Raw genomic sequence first — 20,236 nt, forward strand, 5'->3', positions numbered from 1 at the left:
TGTGTTAGTAATTTAGTGTTTATTGAATGGAAGCTGTCTGACCGAAACTGCTTCCATTTTTATGTAAACATGTAAGATTTATATTATCAAATTCTAAATTTCTTCTAAATCTCATCTCATTTTTGTCTCATAAAATTAAAATGATATAAAATGCTGAAGAATTTGTTTTTCCTTGTTTTACTAATGACGATGAGTTTTTTTAAATCGCAGTTTTCAAATGTAACTATTTCCGGAATGGTTAAAAATCAATCGGATCAAAAAAATCTGCCATATGTAAATATTATCTTAAAAAAATCAAATGATGAGGCTTTTGTCGCTGGAACCATTACCAATGAAGAAGGGAGATTTTCGCTTGAAGGAGTGAAACCCGATAATTATTATTTGGAAATATCTATTTCTGGATTTACTGCCAAAAAACAAAATCTCTTTGTAGGAAGTCTTTCTGAGTTTATTGAAATTCCAATTATTGAACTGGAGAATTCTTCTTCGACGAAAGAAACTAAAATTGAGGAAGTTGTTATAACATCTACCAAGAAAAACGAAATCAGCAATCAGATGGATAAAAAAACATTTTCATTAGCCGATAATATCAGTCAAAGTGGAGGTTCTTTATTACAATCGATGCAGAATTTACCGGGTGTAACGGTTCAGGACGGGAAAGTTCAGTTGCGTGGGAATGATAAAATCACGGTTCTGATTGATGGAAAACAAACTGCGTTGACAGGATTCGGAAGCCAGACCGGATTGGATAACATTCCTGCTTCATCCATTGATAGAATCGAAATCATCAACAATCCTTCGTCAAAATATGATGCCAATGGAAACGCTGGAATCATCAATATTATTATGAAGAAAAATTCAAAAAACGGTTTGAACGGGAAAGTGGGTTTCACTTACGGAACGGGTTCGCTTTGGGTACGAAAAGAAAATCTTCCGACAATAAGACCTCAATATACTTTTGCCCCGAAAATCAATCCTTCTTTGTCGCTTAATTATAGAAAAGATAAGGTTAATGTATTTCTTCAGGCAGACAATCTTTACACCCAGACTTTGAATAAAAATGAATTCGTCACAAGAACTTACGACGACGGAACAATCATTAAATCTCAGTTAAAAAGAAACAGAAATACCAATTTCTTAACAACAAAAGCAGGTTTGGATTGGAATATCGATTCTCAAAATTCATTAACGGTTTCTGGGATGTACGGAAGTGAAAAAATAATTGACCGTGGCGACCAGCCTTTTTTCAACGGAGATTTTTCACAAAGACTTCGTTTGTGGCAGTTTTTGGAAGATGAATTGAAAACGACAATCATGGGAACTGCCAATTATCAGCATAAATTTAAGGAAGCAGGGCATTTATTGAATGTAGGTTTTAATTATACTTTTCACAGAGAAGATGAGAAGTATTTTTACGATAATTATTTGCCAACTTCCAAAGGAACAGATGCTTTTAAATTATTGTCTGACGAACAGGTTTATGATTTCAATGTAGATTATATCAAACCTCTGAAATACGGAAGATTAGAAACTGGAATCAAATTAAGAAACAGAAGCATCCCGACAAATATGAATTTTCTTCCCGGAGCAAACTCTGTTTTGGATGTCAATGCAGGAGGTTGGGCGACTTATAAAGAATTAATTCCCGCTGTTTACGCGAATTATATTTTTGAAACTCCAAAATGGGAAGCTGAATTGGGAGTGAGGTTGGAGTATGTGAAAATTCAGTATGATGTCAATCCGAATCATCCGACGTATAAAAGCGATGGTTACAATTACACACAGCCGTTTCCAAATCTGAGATTGGCTTATAAGCTCAATGACAGAAACAAATTTTCTATTTTTTATAATAGAAGGGTAGACCGTCCGAATGAAGTAGATATCAGGATTTTTCCAAAATATGATGATGCAGAAATCATTAAAGTCGGAAATCCTCAATTAAGACCTCAATTTACCAATTCTATTGAATTGGGACACAAATACAATTGGGATAATGGTTATTTGTATTCTGCGTTGTATCATCGTTTTTCAAATGGAACGATTACCAGAATTTCAAGCATTGTTCCAGGAAGCACTTTGGTTTACGCTGTTTTTCAGAATGCCGGTAAAAGTTATAACTCCGGACTTGAAATGATTTTAAATCAGAAGATTTCAAAAGTATATTCCTTTAATATTAATGGAAATCTTTACAGAAATCGGATTGATGCTTTTACGGTAACCAATCTTTATCCAACTCCAAATGTTTTTTCGGCAGAAATGCAAAATGCAATATCAGGAAATGTGAAATTTAACAATACTCTCAAATTTGCTGGCGGATTGGATGTTCAATTGACGGCTGTTTATCTGGCTCCTGATATTATTCGGCAAGGGAAAATCGGTTCTAGATTCTCAGTTGATGCCGGTATTAAAAAATCGATTCAAAATGGAAAAGGAGAATTGTTCTTCAATGCTACGGATTTGCTTAATACAATGGTAATAAAGAAACAGATTCAAGGAAGTGGTTTCTACTATACCAGCGATGATTACTATGAAACACAGGTCATTAGGGTTGGTTATAGTTATAAGTTCTAAATATAAAAAAAATGAATAATTTATTACAAGCTGTAAGAGATTATGCGATTCTTTTTCTTACAGAGAATATTTCCAGTGAACTGACATTTCACAATATAGGGCACACTTATGAAGTAGTGGCAGCAGTTCGGGAAATTTCTCAGGAAAGTGTCCTTTCCGAAGAGGATATTTGTGCCTTACAGGTTTCTGCTTGGTTTCACGATTGCGGATATGCTTTTTGTTATAAAGGTCACGAACAAGAAAGTAAGAGAATTGCCTGCAATTTTCTTGAAAACTTCGGTTGTGAAAAAGATTTTATTCAAAAGGTTTTAGAATGTATCGATTCAACAAAATATCCTCAAAATCCTGTATCAGAGATTGAAAAAATCATTTGTGATGCAGATTTATTTCATTTAACAAGAACTAATTATCCCAAATATGAGAAAGCTTTAAGACTGGAGTTTGAAAAATATCTCGGACTCATTTTTACCGATGAAGAATGGCAGATGCAGAACAATGATTTTCTAAAAAATCACCAATATTTTACAGATTACGGACAAAATATACTTGCAAAATTTAAGGAAGCGAATGTCCAGCTCGCCAATGATTTTATTAAAAATTAATACACAAAAAAAATGTCAAATTACAGTCAAAAAATAGCAATCGGTCTTTTCATATTAACCTCAGTTTTTGGAAATATTAAGGCTCAAAACAATGATTCAATTCAGGGTCAGAAAACAATAAAAGATAGTACAATCATTAATGAAAAAATATATAATCCTAGTTATAAAAAATTGATTATTCCAACTGCGTTGATTGGATACGGAGTGGCGAGTTTGAGTGTTAATGGCCTAAAACAATTAAACTTCTCAACCAGAGACGAAATCAACGAACACAAGCCAGACCACATCAGAATTGATAATTATACACAATTTGCTCCTGCAGCTTTGGTATACGGATTAAATGCATTTGGTGTTGAAGGTAAACATAACTTCAAGGATAGAACTATCATTTATGGAACATCTATGCTCATTACTTCGGCATTTGTACTTCCTTTAAAACATATAACAAAGGAAGAAAGACCGGACCAATCCAATAATTTGTCATTTCCTTCAGGACATACTGCGATTGCTTTTGCCTCTGCGCAATTTATGTTCAGAGAATATAAGGATACTAACTTTTTATTAAGTATTTCAGGTTATTCATTTGCTGTATTCACAGGCGTTTACAGAATGCTGAATGACAAACATTGGTTTGGAGATGTTGTTGGTGGTGCTGGTTTTGGAATTCTTTCAACAGAACTGGCATATTGGCTTTATCCTAAAATCAATAATCTTTTGGGAGGAAAGAGTAAAAATTCGGCAACAATGGTTATGCCTTTCTACCAAAATAAAAGTGTAGGAATTGGCTTTGTTAAAAATTTTTAAAACTTGAATAATGTGGTTTTATTATACACTACTGTCAGCGCTTTTTGCTGCATTCACGGCTATTTTTGCTAAAATAGGAGTTTCTAATATTAATTCTAATCTAGCCACCGGAATTCGAACAATTATTATTCTGGTACTGGTTTGGAGTGTTGTTTTCATTAAAGGAGAAGCGAAAGATATTGGTTCGCTATCAAAATTTAATATCATTTTCTTGGTATTGTCAGGAGTTTCTACAGGTTTGTCTTGGTTGTTTTATTTCAAAGCACTTCAAATCGGAAAAGTTTCACAGGTTGCAGCGGTTGACAAATTGAGTGTGGCAATAGCCATCATTTTTGCAGTTTTGTTCTTTAAAGAAACACTGACTTTGAAAACAGCAATCGGAGCAGTATTAATAATAGGTGGAACTATATTATTTGCCTTAAAATAATTGAATTAATTTTTAAAAATAAAAAGATACGGATGCAAATTCGTATCTTTTTTATCATTTTATTTTGTAATCAAACTATAATCGCATCGATGTCTTTCTGCAAAATATTTTTTGCCATCAACAACTCCTTCAGTGTTTATGGTTTTATCTAACCTTACTAAATATTGACCTTTCAGTAGAAGTGGAATAGTAGCGGTTCCTTTATCATCTGTACTCAATTTTAAATCCTGATTATTTGGCAAGAAAACACGTAACAGAGTTCCTTTTTCTACTGGTTTTCCATCGATAGATGCGGAAATTTTTGCTGTTTTATCACTTACGTGAATATCCAGATTTAAATAAGGCATTGGCGTTTTCTGTTCCTTTTTTTTACCAATTACATAAACGGTTTGCAAATATTGAGTAGGTCTAATATTCTGTTTCTGATCTTCTCTTTCTACGACAGGAAGTCTGTCGTTAATGGCAAAAATATAATATGTTCCATCATTTTTAGGAATATAGTATCCAATCCAGAAATCGTTTTTCTGCTGAATTGAAATTTGAGATTTTTCTCCATTGGGGTTGATGACAGTGAGTTCAAAATCTTTCATTTTATCAAGATCACTTCCGCTTTTGATGTATCTTGTTTTGTCTTCGTTCACGCCTCCGTAACGGATTTTTATCATTAAGGGATCTCCCTTTTTACCTGAGCCTTCCAGTTCCAGCCAATATCCGTCTGCATAGGCAAGATTGCTTAACAAAAGAAAAAATAATAAATAAAAAACTTTTTTCACAATAAAAGAATTCATTAAAACTTATTTAAAATTTTAAAGCAATACTTGCCAAAAATCTGATCGGAGCTTGAGGTGTAAGTCTTACAGACCAAGCTTTTTCGCTGGTAATATTATCTATTTTTAAGCCTAATCTGTATTTCGGACGGTCATAGAAAATACTTGCATCGAACATTTTGTAAGAAGGGATTATCACTTTTGCGGTCTGTGTATTGGTTTGATAAGACATGCTTCCGATATTTCCTCCAAAACCGGCTCCCAAACCACTGAATTTCCCTTTCGTAAAAGCATAGCTCATCCAGAAATTATACATATTCTGCGGACCGGATGCAGCAGGGCGTAAGTTCAGTACGGAAGCATCTGATTTTGTGAATTTGCTGTCATTATAAGCATATCCAACGATGATATTAAGACCTGCAACAGGATTTGCCGTAATGTCTACTTCGATGCCTTTGCTGTATTGCGAACCGTCCTGAATAGAGAAATTCGCATCATCCGGATCTGTTCTTAACACATGATCTACTTTAATATCATAATAACTTATCGTCCCGACAAGTCTGTGATTAAACAAATCTGCCTTAGCCCCGAATTCTAATTGATTTCCCTTCTGTGGGACGAAATTGTTTCCGTTTTTATCAACTCCGCTGATATTATAGAATCCATTTAAATAGTTTCCAAATAGAGATACTTTATCTTTTAAAACTTCATAAATTAAACCCGACTTGTGAGATAAAGCTGTTTGCGTGTAAGGTCCTGCCTGTAGTCCGCTCACGCTAAGTCCTCCTGCTGTTTCACCTGTAAGAATATTGTACACCCCATTGTAATGGAAATTATCAACTCTTAAGCTTCCCATTACTTTCAAACGGTCTGTAATATCAAAAACATCTGAAACATAAACAGCATAAGTATCATCGCTGCTTTTTTCTTTTCTTGGTGTTCCTGTATTGGTAAGGGTATCGAGCATATCCCTCGTTACTCTGTAAGTACTTGGGGTATTAATAAAATCGACCACTGGTGCATTCACGTTGGTTCTGTCAAAACTATTGAAATTGTTATAATAATCAAGCCCTACCACCATTCTGTTTCTGAATTTACCGATGTAGAAATCACCGATGAAGTTTTGCTGTAAATTAGTAGCAATAAAGTTTGTGTTGCCTACAATTACACTTGCCTGTAATGTAGTGTCTGATCTTCCGTTTAATGCTGTGATATAGCCATTGATGGTTGATCTTGCACGGGAAAATATGGTTTGTGAAGTCCATGAAGATGAAATCTTGTAATTTAATTGCCCGAAAATATTCATCATTTGAGTAGAGTAGGTGATGTCATCGCCTAAAAATGTCTTTTTGTAAGGGAAATTAATGTCCTCGATGGATTGGATTTTATTACTTTTCGTGTAAGGATTAAAACGAACTACGGAAGTTCCTTTTGCAATTCCAAATTCAACATCCAGTAACAAAGATAATCGGTCATTAATCTGGTATGAAAAGCTTGGGGCAATGGCTAAACTGTTCGTAAAACCACTATCCTGAAAGCTTTTCTCGAAAGTTGTTGCCCCATTTAATCTAAACAGTGCCGTTTTATCACTATTGATTGGTGTATTGACATCAAAAGCCAGTCTGTTAAAATTCCAGCTTCCTCCGGTATAACCTACTTCACCACCAAATCCGTTGTAGGGCTTTTTGGTGACTCTGTTGTATAAACCTCCGTAGCTGCTTGATACCTGAGTTCCAAAAAGGGTGGTGGAAGGACCTTTAATAGCTTCAATTCTTTCTAAATTGGCATTATCCAAAAATGAGAAAGCCGCTCCTGCAACACCGTTTCTTGCATTAGGCTCAGTTTCAAATCCACGCGAACGGAAAGTCACTCTTCCCTGATTGGCAATCATCGGAATACCAGCCCCGGGAACATTCTTGGAAACGCTTCCCAGGTCTACTGCCATTTGCTGAGTGATTAATTCCTTTGGAACGGTATTGTAAACCTGCGGATTTTCTAAATATTTGATGGGTAATTTTGCCACATAGGGACTCTCTTTTCGGGTAACAGTTGAATTATTTTTAACAATCCGCACTTCCTGTAATACCTGAATGTTTTCCTTGGTAAGTCGATAATTTACGGGTGTATCTTCATCTTCTTTTACTTCAACCGGGATTTGCTGCTCTTTAAGCCCCAGTATCTGAATTTTTACAGTATAATTTCCCGGTGCAAGTTCAGGGAAACTAAAATGCCCTTTGATATCGGTAATTGTACTTTTGTTCTGATCTAAAAGTGATACCGAAACAAGTTCTAAAGGTTCATCTTCAATGGAAGTAATTGTTCCTGAGATTGCTCCGGTCTTGGTTTGCGCAAAGGAAAATAAGGCCGTAAGCATTGAAAATAGAAAAATTAATCGTTTATGCATTGTAAAATTGTTTATCTCTTACCCATACAAAAATGACAGTTGAGTAGGAAATTATTAAAAAATAAAAAAGTAATTAAATAGGATTGTTTTTAAAATAAAAAGGAGATTGCCCCATTATCTTTTTTGGACTAGTTCTGTTTAAACTAAAAATCTGCTTCATTATATTTATTTAGACCAAATATTAATAAAGTGCAAAGATACATATAATATGAACTCAAAAAAGCATCTCTGTTTAGAATAAAGAAATACTGTTTTAGAAATCAGAAAATTTTTATTTGCAATCTAATGATGGAGTAATACCAAAGTGTTTTTTATAGGTCTGGCTGAAGCTGCTTAATGAAGAATAACCCACTTTGTAGGCGATAATTGTAATAGTAAGATCTGTCTTTTAAGGAGTTCTTTTGCGGTCTGCATTCTGGTACTTTGGATAAATTCAAAAATGGTTTGACCATACATTTTCTTAAAGCCGATTTTCAGATAAGATTGATTCGTTCCCACTTCCAATGCTATAATAGGGATTGTCAGATGCTCAGACAGATGCTCAACGATAAGCTTTCTTGCAAGATTGATCTTCTCGACATTGGCAAGGCCCGAAAATTTGACTTTTTGATTATCTTCCTGAAGTTGTAACTCGTTTGTCCCAAGCTTACAAATACTATCAAGAATAAGACTTTCAATGCCTATTTTCCTAAAAATGTCATTAAAATTATTCTTAATGATTTGTAGCAGGTTATGTTGTATATCGATTGGGATCTTTTGCTTTTCTTTTTGAAAAATAGTTAGAGATTCATTGTATTTTGTAAAATATTTTGTGTCAATTGTAATGATAATGCTTTGGCTTTCAATAATACTGTAAACGAAGTCTTTTTCCGATAAAGTAAATATCAATTGAATCTTTTCTTCAGTGGTTTTACTCTCAAAAAAAGAATTATTACTCTGAATTTTACTTATTTCTAAATTAATATGATCGTTGATTACCTCCACTTTAAATTTAACTAATTTCACAAAAATATTTTGCGATTTTGAATAAAATTTGAATTTTATATCTTTTACATTATCGTTCCATAATTCAGAATGTTTACAAAATTAGGTTTCACCTTTGTGCCATAAATACAGCACTGTGAAACAATTATCAATTCCAATTACTTTACTATTTGCGATTGTCGCAAAGGCTCAAAATACAAATCCTGTAAAACCAACCGATACTCTAAAGGGCAATCAAATCAAAACCATTCAGGAAGTTGTCATTAGCGGTAAAAAGCCAATCGTTGAAAATAAAATTGACAAAATCGTTTATAATGTGGCTAATGACTTGACGTCACAGACCGGTGCCGCAATAGATGTTTTGAGAAAAGTTCCTCAGGTAACCGTAGATGCAGATGGGAATGTGGAGCTTCAGGGAAATCCCAATGTAAGATTTTTAATTAACGGAAAACCTTCCGGCATCTTTGGAAACAGTCTTGCTGATGCACTCGCTTCGATTCCGGCAAGTCAGATTAAAAGTATAGAAGCGGTTACAAGTCCAGGAGCAAAGTATGATGCTCAAGGAACGGGTGGAATTATCAATATTGTTCTGAACGAAAGCAAAGTAAAAGGCATTAACGGAATTATCAACGGTTCTGTAGGAACAAGGTTTGAAACAGGTTCTGTCAATTTAAATTTCAGAAATAATAATTTCAGCCTGAATGCTTTTTTCAGCGGCAATGCACAGTTGAAATCCCGAACGCCTTCTTCACAAAACAGAGTTTCTCATACAGCTACCAGTGAAACTCAATTATTGCAAAATGGTTACAACGATTTTCAAAGACACGGTTATCGTACGGGATTGGGTTTTGACTGGGCCATTAACAAAACCAATACGTTGAGCGGTTCGGTTTCTTATAATGATTTTGCCAACAAAAACATCGGTCTCATCAATCAGGAACAGTATATAAGAGATTTTTCCACGCCGAATGAACAGTCTATTATCGGTTACAGAAATTCAGATACTCGTTCATCTGTGAATTCTATTGATGCTAATGTTAGCTACCGAAAAACATTTCAGAAAGAAGGACAGGAATTAACAGCTGATTATGTGGGAAGTTTTGGCTCACCCAAAAGTAACTACTTGCAAACACAGAGTTTGGCAGGATCAATGATCCCTTATGACGGAATCTCCGGAAGCAATCCTGGAACAGATTCTGAGCATAATTTATCGGTAGACTATGTTCAGCCAATCAATGATAAAATTACATTGGAAATGGGTACGAAAGCCATTCTTCAACATATTAATAATACAACAGATGTTAATGTTTTGAATGCTTTATCAGGACAGTATGAATCTGACCCTTTTCAGTCTTTTCGCTTGAAATACGATATGGGAGTATATGCGGCGTATCTTTCCTCATCTTTAAAATTATTTAATGATTGGCTGGATGTAAGGGCAGGAGCACGTTACGAATACACAACCGTTAAAATTGATTACCAAAATACCAATATTCCATCTTACAGTCTGCTTGTTCCTTCCTTTATTTTATCGCACAAATTTGACAGCGGAGAAACTATAAAACTGGCTTACACAAGACGAGTTGAAAGACCAGAATATTCTGAACTAAATCCGTTTCTGAATTTCAGCGACCCTCACAATATTACCACCGGAAATCCTTCATTAAAACCAGAAATTGGTGATAATATGGAATTAGGGTACAACAGAAATTTTGAAAATGGAGCCAATCTTTCATTCACGCTTACAGAAAGAATTAACAGTCAGGATTTAAAACAAATCACAACTTTTTATCCGATTTATAACGTCAACGGAACTGATTATACCAATGTTTCTGTGACTTCAAGAGACAATATCGGAAAAGAATATAATTCGGGAGGTATTTTATCCGGCTCCCTTCCTTTGCTGAATAACAAATTAAATATTCGGGGAAATATGATGCTTTTCCACCGATATATCGTCAGCGATTATTTTGGAAACATTGATATGGGAATGCGCTACCGTTTAAACTTAAATATGAATTATGCATTTCCAAAAGATTTTATTGTAGAGATATTTGGGAATTATAATTCTTCCGCAAAGAATATTCAGGGTAAAAATCCTCAATCCATTACTTACAGCATTGCGGCGAGAAAACAATTCTGGAACAAAAAGGCAAGTATAGGGTTTACAGCAACAAACCCTTTCAACAAATATATCAATCAGGTGACAACGGTTAATACCACTGATTATACTTCATATTCCATGCGCCAATTACCACTTCGGTCGTTCGGTATAAGTTTTAGCTATAAATTCGGGAAAATGGATTTTAAAAAGGATAAAGATATCAGTGAGGATTACCTGAATGGAGCTTCGCAGGGAAGTTGATGATTTTAGATCTCTTATAAGGGGGCAATTTTAATTAAATAGTAAGAAAAAAGGTTCAGGATTGAGTTTTTCTGAACCTTTTTTAAGCAGTAATGTAAATATAAGGGTCGACTAATAATGGACTAATTCAGATGCATAAATAATTCTAATTGATTGTTTATTTATACGGGACTAAATATTTATTCTACCCCAATGAAAAAACTCAATATAGTTCCAGGTGTGCCAAGAATTTATCGTTTCAGAAGCAATGGTATTCTATTAATTTAGATTCCTAAATTCCTGAGGTGTTGCACCCACTTTCTGTTTAAAAAGCCGAGTGAAATGCTGTTGGTATTTAAATCCAAGTTCATCGGCGATTTCGTTTATTGATTTATTAGGCTCAAATATTTTTTCCTTGGCCTCTTCAATCAATTTTGTCTGTATATAGTCAAGTGCCGTATTTCCCGTTTCTTTTTTGATGAGGTCACCAAAATAGTTTGCCGATAGATTTAATTCTTCAGCACAATATGTGACGGTGGGTAGTCCAAGAGCCTGCGATTTTCCCGACCTGAAGTAATCGTGCAGAAGATTTTCGAACTTCACCAAAATACCTGTATTTATATTATTTCTGGTAATGAATTGGCGGTCATAGAATCGCATACAGTAATTTAACAAAAGTTCTATATTAGACGCAATCAGTGTTTTACTGTGTTTGTCAATATTTAGATCGATTTCATTATCTATTTTATCAAAGCAATCGTTGATTGTAGCTCGTTCTTTTTTTGATAAATGTAGTGCCTCATTAACATCATAAGAAAAGAAAGTGTAGTCTTTAATAATTTTCCCCAAATGGGTTCCAAGAATCATATCTGGATGAAATACCAATGCTTTTCCTGACGGTTTAATAACCTTCCCGCTACTGTCAATACCGTAAACCTGGCCGGGTGCAATGAAAACAAGTGTTCCGTCCTCATAATCATATGGCTGACAGCCGTAGCGCATATCGCCACACTTTACATTTTTTAAGAAAACACAGTATAGCCCCATATACCTCCTGAATTGTACATAGGTAGGAATTTCATCGAAATTAACGACACTTACCAAAGGATGTTTTGTCTCAGCACCCATCTCGTCATTATACTGTCGTACAGTATCTATTTTTATGACCTCTTCCATATCGTTTTTATCACTTACATACACAAATTTATAAAACCTTTTAACACGAATTACATCCTTATACCCCAAATCAGTAAAAGTGGTAAATACTTCCGTATTCTGTATAAACAAGTTAATCCATACAATGAAGAACTTTGTTCTTGTAATGATCTAGATCACAGAAGATCTATAAAAATTGAATCATTATGGAAAACTGGAAGTATAAAAACAAACAAGATCGTTCCAAGATCGAAGAGATTTAATACAGGTATTGACAAAGATTAGACCCTTAGGAAGGCATTATGCAGTTCCATGCAAAAAGGAAAACTAAAAGTTACATTTGAACCAGAATAAAATAATCTTATGAGATTAAAAATAACAAAATTTTTATGGGTGTTTTTTTTCACAATAAATATGAATAGTATAATGAATGCACAAGTAACGACGAGTAATGGATTTACCCACTTAAATGACCATCAGCAAAATTTGTCTGCGATATCAGCCCTTACCGCCTCAGGGAATACTGAAAATCTTAAAAAGGTTTTGAATTCAGGTCTGGATTCAGGACTTGCAATTAACGAAATAAAAGAAGCTTTAGTACAATTATATGCGTATTGCGGATTTCCTCGCAGTTTGAATGCTTTAGGTGTTTTTAAAACGGTAGTGGAAGAAAGAGCGGGTAAAGGTATCAAAGACAAGGAAGGCAAAAAGATTATCGTAGAAAATACTACATTGGATAAATATGAGCAGGGTCGTAAAGTATTGGAAGAACTTACCAAAACACCGCAACAAAAGCCTGCCCCTGGTTTTGGCGAATTTGCACCACGAGCTGATGCTTTTTTAAAAGAGCATCTTTTTGCAGATATTTTTAACAGTGACGTTTTGAATTTTCGTCAGCGAGAATTTGTAACGATTTCTGCATTGGCAGCTATGCCCGGAGTAGAGCCTCAGTTGAAAGCCCATATCGGTATGGGAAGAAACACTGGTATTACAGATGGACAATTGAAAGAATTGGTTTTGATTATCGATCAGTACATCAGTCGTCAACAAGGCAATGTATTAAGAAATGCCATTGGTGAAAAAGAAACTCCTTTGATTGCAAATGATATGATGGTTCGCATTTCGGAAATTGAAATTGTACCTGAATTCTTAGATCAGTACAAATCGATACTGGTAGAGGAATCGGCAGCTTCTGTAAAAATTGAACATGGAGTAGTCGCTATTTTCCCGATGTTCCAGAAAGAAAATCCCAATCAGGTGAGAATCCTAGAAATTTACGCAGATAGAAAAGCCTATGAAAGCCATCTGCAAACCCCTCACTTTAAAGAATATAAAGACTCTACACTTCCTATGGTTAAATCTCTGAAATTAGTTGATATGAATGTTTTGGACACAAAAACAATGGTGGAGATCTTCAGCAAATTTAATAGTAAAAAAGAGGATCACAATAGCCAATCAATAGTAAGTGCATTCCCTGTTGGAAAAGAGAATACAGATTTATCAAAGTATTTTATTGGTAAATCATATGTAGCGTCTCTTACATCTAATAAAGAATTAAATCTACCAATTGCTAATGTGACTTTTGAACCGGGTTGCCGAAACAATTGGCATAAGCATACAAACGGACAGATTCTGATTGCTGTAGTTGGGGAAGGGCTCTTTCAGGAACGTGGAAAAGATATTAGAAGGATAAAAGAGGGGGACATTATAGAAATCGAACCTAATGTAGACCATTGGCATGGTGCCACAAAAGATAGCTGGTTTGCACATCTATCCATAATTCCTAATCAGGAATCTAATAAAAACACCTGGTTGGAAGCGGTAAATGATGAGGCTTATGAAGCCGCCAATAAAAAATAAAGAGATGCCAATAGAAAAAGACATTTTTGAGAGACTGAAAAGTGGCAAAACTATTCCGCAAGGTGATTCTCAAAGGAACAGAATGCGGGATGTCTCTTATGAAAGCAAAAAGTATTGATGAAATTAAACAGCACAACAGATGCTGCGGAAATAAGGAATTATTTGGGGGAAATCGTTGGGTCCGAAATTGATGAGACGACAGATGTATTTACGCCGCTTTACATCAATTATGGCAAGGATATTAAGATCGGCAAAAATGTATTCATCAATTTTGATTGTGTATATCAAAAAGATATAACTGATGAATTAGTAACCTCTAAGAATAACCATTCTTAGAGGATTTAGAGAAGGTTATGAAATTTGCGATTTATAATTTATAACAGATATTAAGAACACGGAAAATTACGGATTGATATGGAAGAGGATAAAAGCTGAATTTTAATATTAAAATTAAATTATTATCATTTACCTACCATATATTGTCTCGGGAATATTATAGTAAATCTGCAAATGCTTTAGATATCCTTCCTTCTTCGAATGTAAAACTGAAAAATCCTTTAATTTTTCCCTCAGGAAAGCTCCCGGTAAACTCAACTTCCAAATTTGCTTTGTTATCACTCGTGATGTCAAGTTTTATAAGTTTGGTCTGTGTTCTGTAGCCTATAAAATAGCTTTCAAAGTAATTTTTGATTTCCGAATGTCCGACATAGACATTTCCTACCGATGGATCGTCAAGGATGACATCTGTCTGCCATTTGCTAACATAGTCTACAGTATCATAAGCATTGCTTGACGCAATAAATTCTTCTACAAAATTTGTTATTTTCATACTCGTTTTTTGATTTTTATATTTCAGATGGTAAGAATAATGAATGTTTGAATTCCATATAAATTTGCGCAGATATAAGATGCTTTCATGGTATATTTACCTATCGAGAAAAATATTTGGCAAGGAAATAATTTCGAAGAGGAAGTGATGGATCAGGAACAAAATATGAAACGGACCATTATCAATTTAACAGAGATTTCCGGTATTCAGAAGGTGATATGGACGTTTTGGTTCTGAATAGTTTATTGAAAGATTGAGGATGCTCGAATCCTAGCAGATAGGCAATTTCAGCGATGCTCTTGTGACCTTTTGCAAGATTTTCTTTTGCCTTTTCGATGACTTTTTCATGAATGAATTGCTGTGTATTTAATCCAATCAGGTTCCGTAAAAGATCGCTAAGATATCGCGGTGTTAGGTTGAGCTGTTCTGCTAATAAATTGACGGTGGGAAGTCCGTTGACTAATGGTGTTTCGTTACTAAAGTAGTTTTCCAGCTGTTGTTCGAGCTTGGCAAGAATATCATTATTGACCGCCTTTCTGGTCAGAAACTGCCGGTCATAAAAACGGTTAGCATAATTGAGCAGTAACTCGATCTGGGAAATGATCACATCCTGACTAAACTTATCGATGCGCTCGCTTAGCTCGTCCTGGATAAACCGGTAGATACTGAGTATCGTTGTTTTTTCTTTATCCGAAAGGTACAGCGCTTCTGCTGCAGAATAACTGAAAAAGCCATAATGCCTTATATTGGAGCTAAGCGGATATGCGTTTAACAGGTCAGGATGTATGTGTAGAGTCATCCCATCATAATCAGCCTCTTCTTCCTGCATTTTCAGCAGCTGGCCCGGAGCAATGAACGACATCCCGCCCTCTTCGAAGTCGTAGTGGCCCTGACCATATTTCAATTTTCCGGAAAAGCTTGTCTTAAGGGAAATTTTGTAGAAATTAAGGATGATACCCTGCTCGAAATCCGTGGGGTCGAACTGTGCCTCACCATAATTGATAATACTGATGAGGGGGTGGGAGGGTGCCGGCTGTCCCATTGCTTTATGAAGTTGGGACAAGGAATTAAAGATAACCGGTTGCTTTTTCATAATACAAATTTAAATAATTAGTACGGAGTTATTTTATGAACTGCTAAAAATTAACAGCCCAGAACTAACTATTAGGCTAGAATAGAAACTGTTCGCGGATCTTTTTAAACTGTCCTTCAGGTGTTAATTTCAGTCGTTCCTGGTAAAGGGCAACAGCATCGTTGCCTGCAACATACCTGAATTGGGATTTTTCGTCGGTCGCAGCTTCGTAAATGATCTCAGCCACTTCTTCTGCTTTCGTGTAATCGGCGACCTGCTCCTCACTGTAGCCTTCGCTGACCTTTGCTACCAGCTGACTGTATGCTCCATGCATTCCTTCCTGAAGGGATCTTCCTGTAAAGTTGGTTTGCATCCCTCCCGGAGCGATGACTTTTACATTGATTCCAAATTGTGCGAGCTCGTAGGCCAGACCTTCTGAAAATCCATCGACGGCAAATTTGCTGGCATTGTAAATGGAGCAGGTAGGATATCCCAGAAGGCCGAATGTACTGGTGATATTGATGAACGTTCCGCTTTTTCTTTTCCGGAAATAAGGAAGAAAGGCTTTAGTGATATGAATCACACCCAGTAAATTGGTCCGGATCTGCATTTGGATCTGTTCATCGGTTAATGATTCCAGGGGACCGATAAGGCCGTAACCCGCGTTATTCAGTACGACATCGATGGTTTGGGATTTTAAGATTTCAGATATAGTTGCCTGGCTTTTTACGGTATCGGTAACATCAAGTTCCAGTAGGATTACATTGGGAAGTTGATTGAGCTCTTTTTCCTCCTCGGGTCTTCGCATAGTTGCGATTACTTTCCATCCTTTTTTCTGAAATAATTTGGCGGTTGCTTTCCCTAATCCGGATGAAGCTCCGGTTATAAAAATTGTCTTTTGCATAATTTTGATTTATTTATTGATGCAAAATTGGGCATTAGCTAAAATTTAAAATAAGTCAAAACGGTAATGATCTTAGTTGAAATGACGTAAGTTTCTTAAGAATTGCATATATTATATTTTTCAAAAGGAGTATTTATTCTGTACATTTTTAATCTTTTTTGCCATACGGAGAGTTGATCTCTATTGCTCTATCACAGAACAGATAAGTAAAATATGATTTATTCCCTGTTTTTTCGTCGGTGTAAATTTCACTATCCCATTTGATCACCATTTCCCAACTGTCCCATTTACGCATTTTGTGTACAAAAGGATTAAAAGAGCACTTAACCTCGAAATGCTTTTTGTTTTTGTCTCCTTCAAAACACACAATAACGGAGTCGTCATTGGGACTTGTCTCTTCAACGATGGTTGCTTTAAGTTTCAATTTATTGATTTTTTGTTATTGTTGAGGACTACTGCATTTTCTGTCTCGGCAATCCAATCTCATGTTCTTGCGGATAAGGCTTTCTTTGAGTCATGCTAATATCTTCATGTAGGGTTCTTGCAGCTTCGAGTGACTTATCTTTATCCATAGAATATCTGGGATCAGGGATAAAGGGCATCTTTGCCATTTTATGGATGGTGATTGTAGGAAAATGAAAATCCACCTCTACAGTTCCTAACAGAAGATAACATCCTCCACCTTGGAAAGGATATTCCTCCAGACAATCCGGAAAATGAGCCGTGTCAAAATAGGCTCCTTCGGCATCGATCCAAGTTCCGAAAAACATGGCTCCTCTTTTAGTGGGAACGTGTTTTCTGGAGATTAAATACGCAAGCATTTTAATCTGTTTTTTATGGTATTTGACCAAATCTTTCGCCATAACCGTTCCACGGTACTTTGTCTGTAAAATATCAAATGGACTGAATGATACTGGAAATCCTAAAATCTCTATTTCATCAAAAGCATCCTCAAAAGGATTTTTAAGAATCGCAGGAAGTTTGTATTCTTTTTGAGGTTCATCAAGTAAGGTTGGCTGCCTAAATGTTGAATGGTCATTACCAAAGAGGAATCTTGCCTGAATGAGCAGTTCATGTTTTTGCTTCCCTGTGAACCTAAATGCACTAATAAAGATTAGCGTCTGCAAAGTTTCTATTCCAACAGGTATTCTCTTGATAAAATTTTCCAAAGAAGTGTAATCTCCGTTTTTCAATCTCTCTTCAGGAATCATCATGGCGATTTTTCTTTCCATCTTTTCGATATGCATTAATCCCAAATAAACATCTTGACCGTAGACTGTCGTCTGATATTCGCTGAGGTTGACACATGGATTGTTAATGGTTGCACCTGACATTTTTGCTTCGTGGACATAAACTTCTGTTCTGTAAAATCCACCACCATTATTGATGGCACAAACCATAAATTCGATAGGATAGTAGACTTTAAGATATAAACTCTGGTAGCTTTCAACAGCGTAAGAAGCTGAATGCGCTTTACAGAATGAATATCCAGCAAAAGATTCAATTTGTCGGTATACTTCTCTAGAAAGCTGTTCAGGATGTCCCAATTCTTTGCACGATTCAAAAAAATGATCCTTTACTTTTTGCAATGCAGATAATGATCTTCCTTTTCCACTCATTGCCCGTCGTAAGACATCACCATCGGCTGCTGACAGTCCTCCAAAATGCAATGCAATTTTAATGACATCTTCCTGATAGACCATGATGCCATAAGTTTCACCCAATTCTTTTTTGAAAACTTCATGAAAGTATTCAAATTTTGTCGGATTGTTATGCCTGAAAATATATTCCTTCATCATTCCGCTTTGGGCTACTCCCGGTCGGATGATGGATGAAGCGGCAACCAAAGTTTTATAATCTTCGCATTTAAGTCTTCTCAATAGCCCACGCATTGCGGGACTTTCGATATAAAAACAGCCTATTGTTTTCCCTATGCTTAGGAATTCATTGCACTTTGCTTCATTTTTAGATAGGGCAGTGTCTTTGATATCAACGGCAATACCTTTTTTTTCTTTTATTAGGTCAACAGTGTCTTTGATTGTTCCAAGCCCTCTTTGGGATAAAATATCAAACTTTTCAAAACCAATGTCTTCAGCCGTATGCATATCAAATTGCACAATCGGAAATCCTTTCGGTGGCATTTCTAATGCTGTATAATTGGTAATTGGTTCTTCAGAAATAAGAATTCCACAGGAGTGCATGCTTCTCTGATTCGGAAACTTTTCCAGAAGTTTTCCGTATTTATGAACCTGCTTAAAAACAGAATTGTCATCATGTTCACTCATCGGTCTTGTAGCCAATACGTCCAACTCTTCTTTTGGCAAGCCAAAGGCTTTTCCAATTTCCCTAAAGATAGACCGATATTTAAATTCCACATTGGTTCCGCAAAACGCTACGTGATGTTTGCCGTATTTATTAAAAACATATTCCAGAATAGTGTCTCTTGTATTCCAGCTCCAGTCGATGTCAAAGTCGGGAGGTGTTTTACGGTTTAGGTTTAAGAATCTTTCAAAATACAGGTCAAGCTCTAAAGGACAGATATCGGTTATTCCCAAGCAATAGCTGACAATGGAGTTGGCACCGCTTCCTCTTCCCACATGCATGAATCCCATTTTGTTGCTGTACTGGATAATATCCCAGGTAATTAGAAAGTAACCGCTGAATTTTAGATGGTCAATAACAGCGAGTTCTTTTTCAACTCTGGTTTTAGCTTCAGGATGATTATTTCCATATCTAACTGCCAGTCCGTCGTGTGCCAGCTGAGTCAGCAGTTTAAAATCACTTTCCCTGCTGTCTGTGAAATGCTGCTTATTTTTAGGGGTTGAAAAATCATAATCGAAACTGCATTGATTAATTACGGCAGCAGTATTTTGGATGATTTGCGGATAGTTTCGATACTGATTTAACAGTTCTTTTTTATTGACAAATGTTTCTGTCTCCTTGCAGTGATCATCATTTTCTAATTTACTGATGAGGGTATTGTTGTCAATGGCTCTCAGTATTTTGTGAAGATTGTACTCCTGCTTGGTTGTAACGGTCACGGGTTGCAGTATGACCATTTTCCTGATCCACTTTTTAAGTTGAGGTTTCAAAAGCTGGTTGAGCTCTTCAGGTCTGATTCCTATATATTCAAAATCTTGTAAAACTTGAGGAATGTTGTGCAATGGATATATGACAATAGTGTTTTGAAGCATCGGATTATGCTTTGGAATTTCTACTCCGTCACAATTGTAATGGGTGAGCAGCCTGTTAATCTCTCCAACGCTCTTTTGATTTTTAGCCAGACAGATATAATACAGTTTGCTATCAACTCTGATTTCCACTCCCACGATAGGCTTAATATCGTTTTCAGTGCACAAATTCAAGAAATCATAAATACCTGTCACGGTATTAATATCGGTTAATGCTAAAGTTTGCAGTTGATGATTTACAGCCTGACGAACCAGATCCTGAATAGAAATGGTGCCGTATCTGAGACTGTGGTAAGAATGACAGTTAAGAAACATGATCTTT

17 protein-coding genes are annotated in these 20,236 nt (G+C 35.7%); 7 read left to right on the forward strand and 10 right to left on the reverse strand.

The window, feature by feature from the left end; all coding sequences use genetic code 11:
- Positions 1 to 150: 150 nt before the first annotated feature.
- The 4 genes from U9K52_RS01580 to U9K52_RS01595 are packed head-to-tail and all read left to right on the forward strand — an operon-like array spanning position 151 to position 4,404.
- Complete coding sequence (locus U9K52_RS01580) at positions 151 to 2,571, forward strand: TonB-dependent receptor domain-containing protein (protein ID WP_322924778.1); 2,421 nt, start codon at positions 151 to 153, stop codon at positions 2,569 to 2,571.
- An 11-nt stretch (positions 2,572 to 2,582) separates the two neighbouring features.
- Positions 2,583 to 3,173: an HD domain-containing protein gene (locus tag U9K52_RS01585; RefSeq protein WP_322924780.1), complete on the forward strand. Its 591-nt coding sequence runs from the start codon at positions 2,583 to 2,585 to the stop codon at positions 3,171 to 3,173.
- Between the two features lie 12 nt (positions 3,174 to 3,185).
- Positions 3,186 to 3,977 (forward strand): phosphatase PAP2 family protein, encoded by a 792-nt coding sequence (locus U9K52_RS01590; protein ID WP_322924782.1) that lies wholly within the window; start codon positions 3,186 to 3,188, stop codon positions 3,975 to 3,977.
- A gap of 10 nt (positions 3,978 to 3,987) precedes the next feature.
- Entirely contained in the window at positions 3,988 to 4,404 is a 417-nt protein-coding gene (locus U9K52_RS01595; protein WP_322924784.1) for an EamA family transporter, read from the forward strand.
- Positions 4,405 to 4,463: 59 nt separating this feature from the next.
- Here the strand turns inward: U9K52_RS01595 and U9K52_RS01600 are convergent, their stop codons facing one another.
- From U9K52_RS01600 to U9K52_RS01610, 4 genes are all read right to left on the reverse strand, one after another.
- Entirely contained in the window at positions 4,464 to 5,192 is a 729-nt protein-coding gene (locus U9K52_RS01600) for a hypothetical protein (RefSeq protein ID WP_322924786.1), read from the reverse strand.
- A 10-nt stretch (positions 5,193 to 5,202) separates the two neighbouring features.
- Positions 5,203 to 7,575, reverse strand: a complete 2,373-nt coding sequence (locus U9K52_RS01605) for a TonB-dependent receptor (protein WP_322924787.1) — start codon at positions 7,573 to 7,575, stop codon at positions 5,203 to 5,205.
- Positions 7,576 to 7,846: 271 nt separating this feature from the next.
- A complete protein-coding gene (locus U9K52_RS21370) occupies positions 7,847 to 7,927 on the reverse strand; it encodes a hypothetical protein (protein WP_416232846.1) in 81 nt (26 codons plus the stop codon).
- A complete protein-coding gene (locus U9K52_RS01610; RefSeq protein ID WP_322924789.1) occupies positions 7,909 to 8,580 on the reverse strand; it encodes an AraC family transcriptional regulator in 672 nt (223 codons plus the stop codon). Before U9K52_RS01610 ends, U9K52_RS21370 begins: the two co-directional genes overlap by 19 nt.
- A gap of 115 nt (positions 8,581 to 8,695) precedes the next feature.
- Between U9K52_RS01610 and U9K52_RS01615 the strand changes: the two genes are divergently transcribed.
- Positions 8,696 to 10,924: an outer membrane beta-barrel family protein gene (locus U9K52_RS01615; protein ID WP_322924791.1), complete on the forward strand. Its 2,229-nt coding sequence runs from the start codon at positions 8,696 to 8,698 to the stop codon at positions 10,922 to 10,924.
- 258 nt (positions 10,925 to 11,182) lie between these two features.
- Here U9K52_RS01615 and U9K52_RS01620 read toward each other — a convergent pair whose 3' ends face one another.
- Positions 11,183 to 12,079, reverse strand: coding sequence for a helix-turn-helix transcriptional regulator (locus U9K52_RS01620; RefSeq protein ID WP_322924793.1), 897 nt, complete (start codon positions 12,077 to 12,079; stop codon positions 11,183 to 11,185).
- Positions 12,080 to 12,421: 342 nt separating this feature from the next.
- On the opposite strand from U9K52_RS01620, the gene U9K52_RS01625 reads away from it, so the two are divergent.
- Positions 12,422 to 13,918 (forward strand): carboxymuconolactone decarboxylase family protein, encoded by a 1,497-nt coding sequence (locus U9K52_RS01625; RefSeq protein ID WP_322924795.1) that lies wholly within the window; start codon positions 12,422 to 12,424, stop codon positions 13,916 to 13,918.
- Between the two features lie 117 nt (positions 13,919 to 14,035).
- The gene (locus U9K52_RS01630; protein ID WP_322924797.1) at positions 14,036 to 14,254 is read left to right on the forward strand and encodes a hypothetical protein; all 219 of its coding nucleotides are present in this window, start codon (positions 14,036 to 14,038) and stop codon (positions 14,252 to 14,254) included.
- 157 nt (positions 14,255 to 14,411) lie between these two features.
- Here U9K52_RS01630 and U9K52_RS01635 read toward each other — a convergent pair whose 3' ends face one another.
- From U9K52_RS01635 to U9K52_RS01655, 5 genes are all read right to left on the reverse strand, one after another.
- A complete protein-coding gene (locus U9K52_RS01635; RefSeq protein ID WP_322924799.1) occupies positions 14,412 to 14,747 on the reverse strand; it encodes a nuclear transport factor 2 family protein in 336 nt (111 codons plus the stop codon).
- 181 nt (positions 14,748 to 14,928) lie between these two features.
- Complete coding sequence (locus U9K52_RS01640) at positions 14,929 to 15,840, reverse strand: helix-turn-helix domain-containing protein (protein WP_322924801.1); 912 nt, start codon at positions 15,838 to 15,840, stop codon at positions 14,929 to 14,931.
- Positions 15,841 to 15,916: 76 nt separating this feature from the next.
- Positions 15,917 to 16,723 carry an SDR family oxidoreductase gene (locus tag U9K52_RS01645; RefSeq protein ID WP_322924803.1) on the reverse strand — a complete coding sequence of 269 codons (807 nt, stop codon included), beginning with the start codon at positions 16,721 to 16,723 and terminating at the stop codon, positions 15,917 to 15,919.
- Positions 16,724 to 16,871: 148 nt separating this feature from the next.
- Positions 16,872 to 17,147 (reverse strand): hypothetical protein, encoded by a 276-nt coding sequence (locus tag U9K52_RS01650; RefSeq protein ID WP_322924805.1) that lies wholly within the window; start codon positions 17,145 to 17,147, stop codon positions 16,872 to 16,874.
- 28 nt (positions 17,148 to 17,175) lie between these two features.
- Positions 17,176 to 20,229, reverse strand: coding sequence for a DNA polymerase III subunit alpha (locus U9K52_RS01655; RefSeq protein WP_322924808.1), 3,054 nt, complete (start codon positions 20,227 to 20,229; stop codon positions 17,176 to 17,178).
- Positions 20,230 to 20,236 lie beyond the last annotated feature (7 nt).

It is taken from the genome of Chryseobacterium sp. MHB01 (assembly GCF_034651565.1).
GTDB classification, from domain to species: Bacteria; Bacteroidota; Bacteroidia; order Flavobacteriales; family Weeksellaceae; genus Chryseobacterium; species Chryseobacterium nepalense.

What these genes read in the sequence shown, in the direction of transcription:
- U9K52_RS01620 (WP_322924793.1), bottom strand. Translation starts at nt 12,079, where the DNA reads ATGGAAGAGGTCATAAAAATAGATACTGTACGACAGTATAATGACGAG.
- U9K52_RS01595 (WP_322924784.1), top strand. Translation starts at nt 3,988, where the DNA reads ATGTGGTTTTATTATACACTACTGTCAGCGCTTTTTGCTGCATTCACG.
- U9K52_RS01585 (WP_322924780.1), top strand. Translation starts at nt 2,583, where the DNA reads ATGAATAATTTATTACAAGCTGTAAGAGATTATGCGATTCTTTTTCTT.
- U9K52_RS01600 (WP_322924786.1), bottom strand. Translation starts at nt 5,192, where the DNA reads ATGAATTCTTTTATTGTGAAAAAAGTTTTTTATTTATTATTTTTTCTT.
- U9K52_RS01655 (WP_322924808.1), bottom strand. Translation starts at nt 20,229, where the DNA reads ATGTTTCTTAACTGTCATTCTTACCACAGTCTCAGATACGGCACCATT.
- U9K52_RS01625 (WP_322924795.1), top strand. Translation starts at nt 12,422, where the DNA reads ATGAGATTAAAAATAACAAAATTTTTATGGGTGTTTTTTTTCACAATA.
- U9K52_RS01605 (WP_322924787.1), bottom strand. Translation starts at nt 7,575, where the DNA reads ATGCATAAACGATTAATTTTTCTATTTTCAATGCTTACGGCCTTATTT.
- U9K52_RS01645 (WP_322924803.1), bottom strand. Translation starts at nt 16,723, where the DNA reads ATGCAAAAGACAATTTTTATAACCGGAGCTTCATCCGGATTAGGGAAA.
- U9K52_RS01630 (WP_322924797.1), top strand. Translation starts at nt 14,036, where the DNA reads ATGAAATTAAACAGCACAACAGATGCTGCGGAAATAAGGAATTATTTG.
- U9K52_RS01580 (WP_322924778.1), top strand. Translation starts at nt 151, where the DNA reads ATGCTGAAGAATTTGTTTTTCCTTGTTTTACTAATGACGATGAGTTTT.
- U9K52_RS01640 (WP_322924801.1), bottom strand. Translation starts at nt 15,840, where the DNA reads ATGAAAAAGCAACCGGTTATCTTTAATTCCTTGTCCCAACTTCATAAA.
- U9K52_RS01590 (WP_322924782.1), top strand. Translation starts at nt 3,186, where the DNA reads ATGTCAAATTACAGTCAAAAAATAGCAATCGGTCTTTTCATATTAACC.
- U9K52_RS01635 (WP_322924799.1), bottom strand. Translation starts at nt 14,747, where the DNA reads ATGAAAATAACAAATTTTGTAGAAGAATTTATTGCGTCAAGCAATGCT.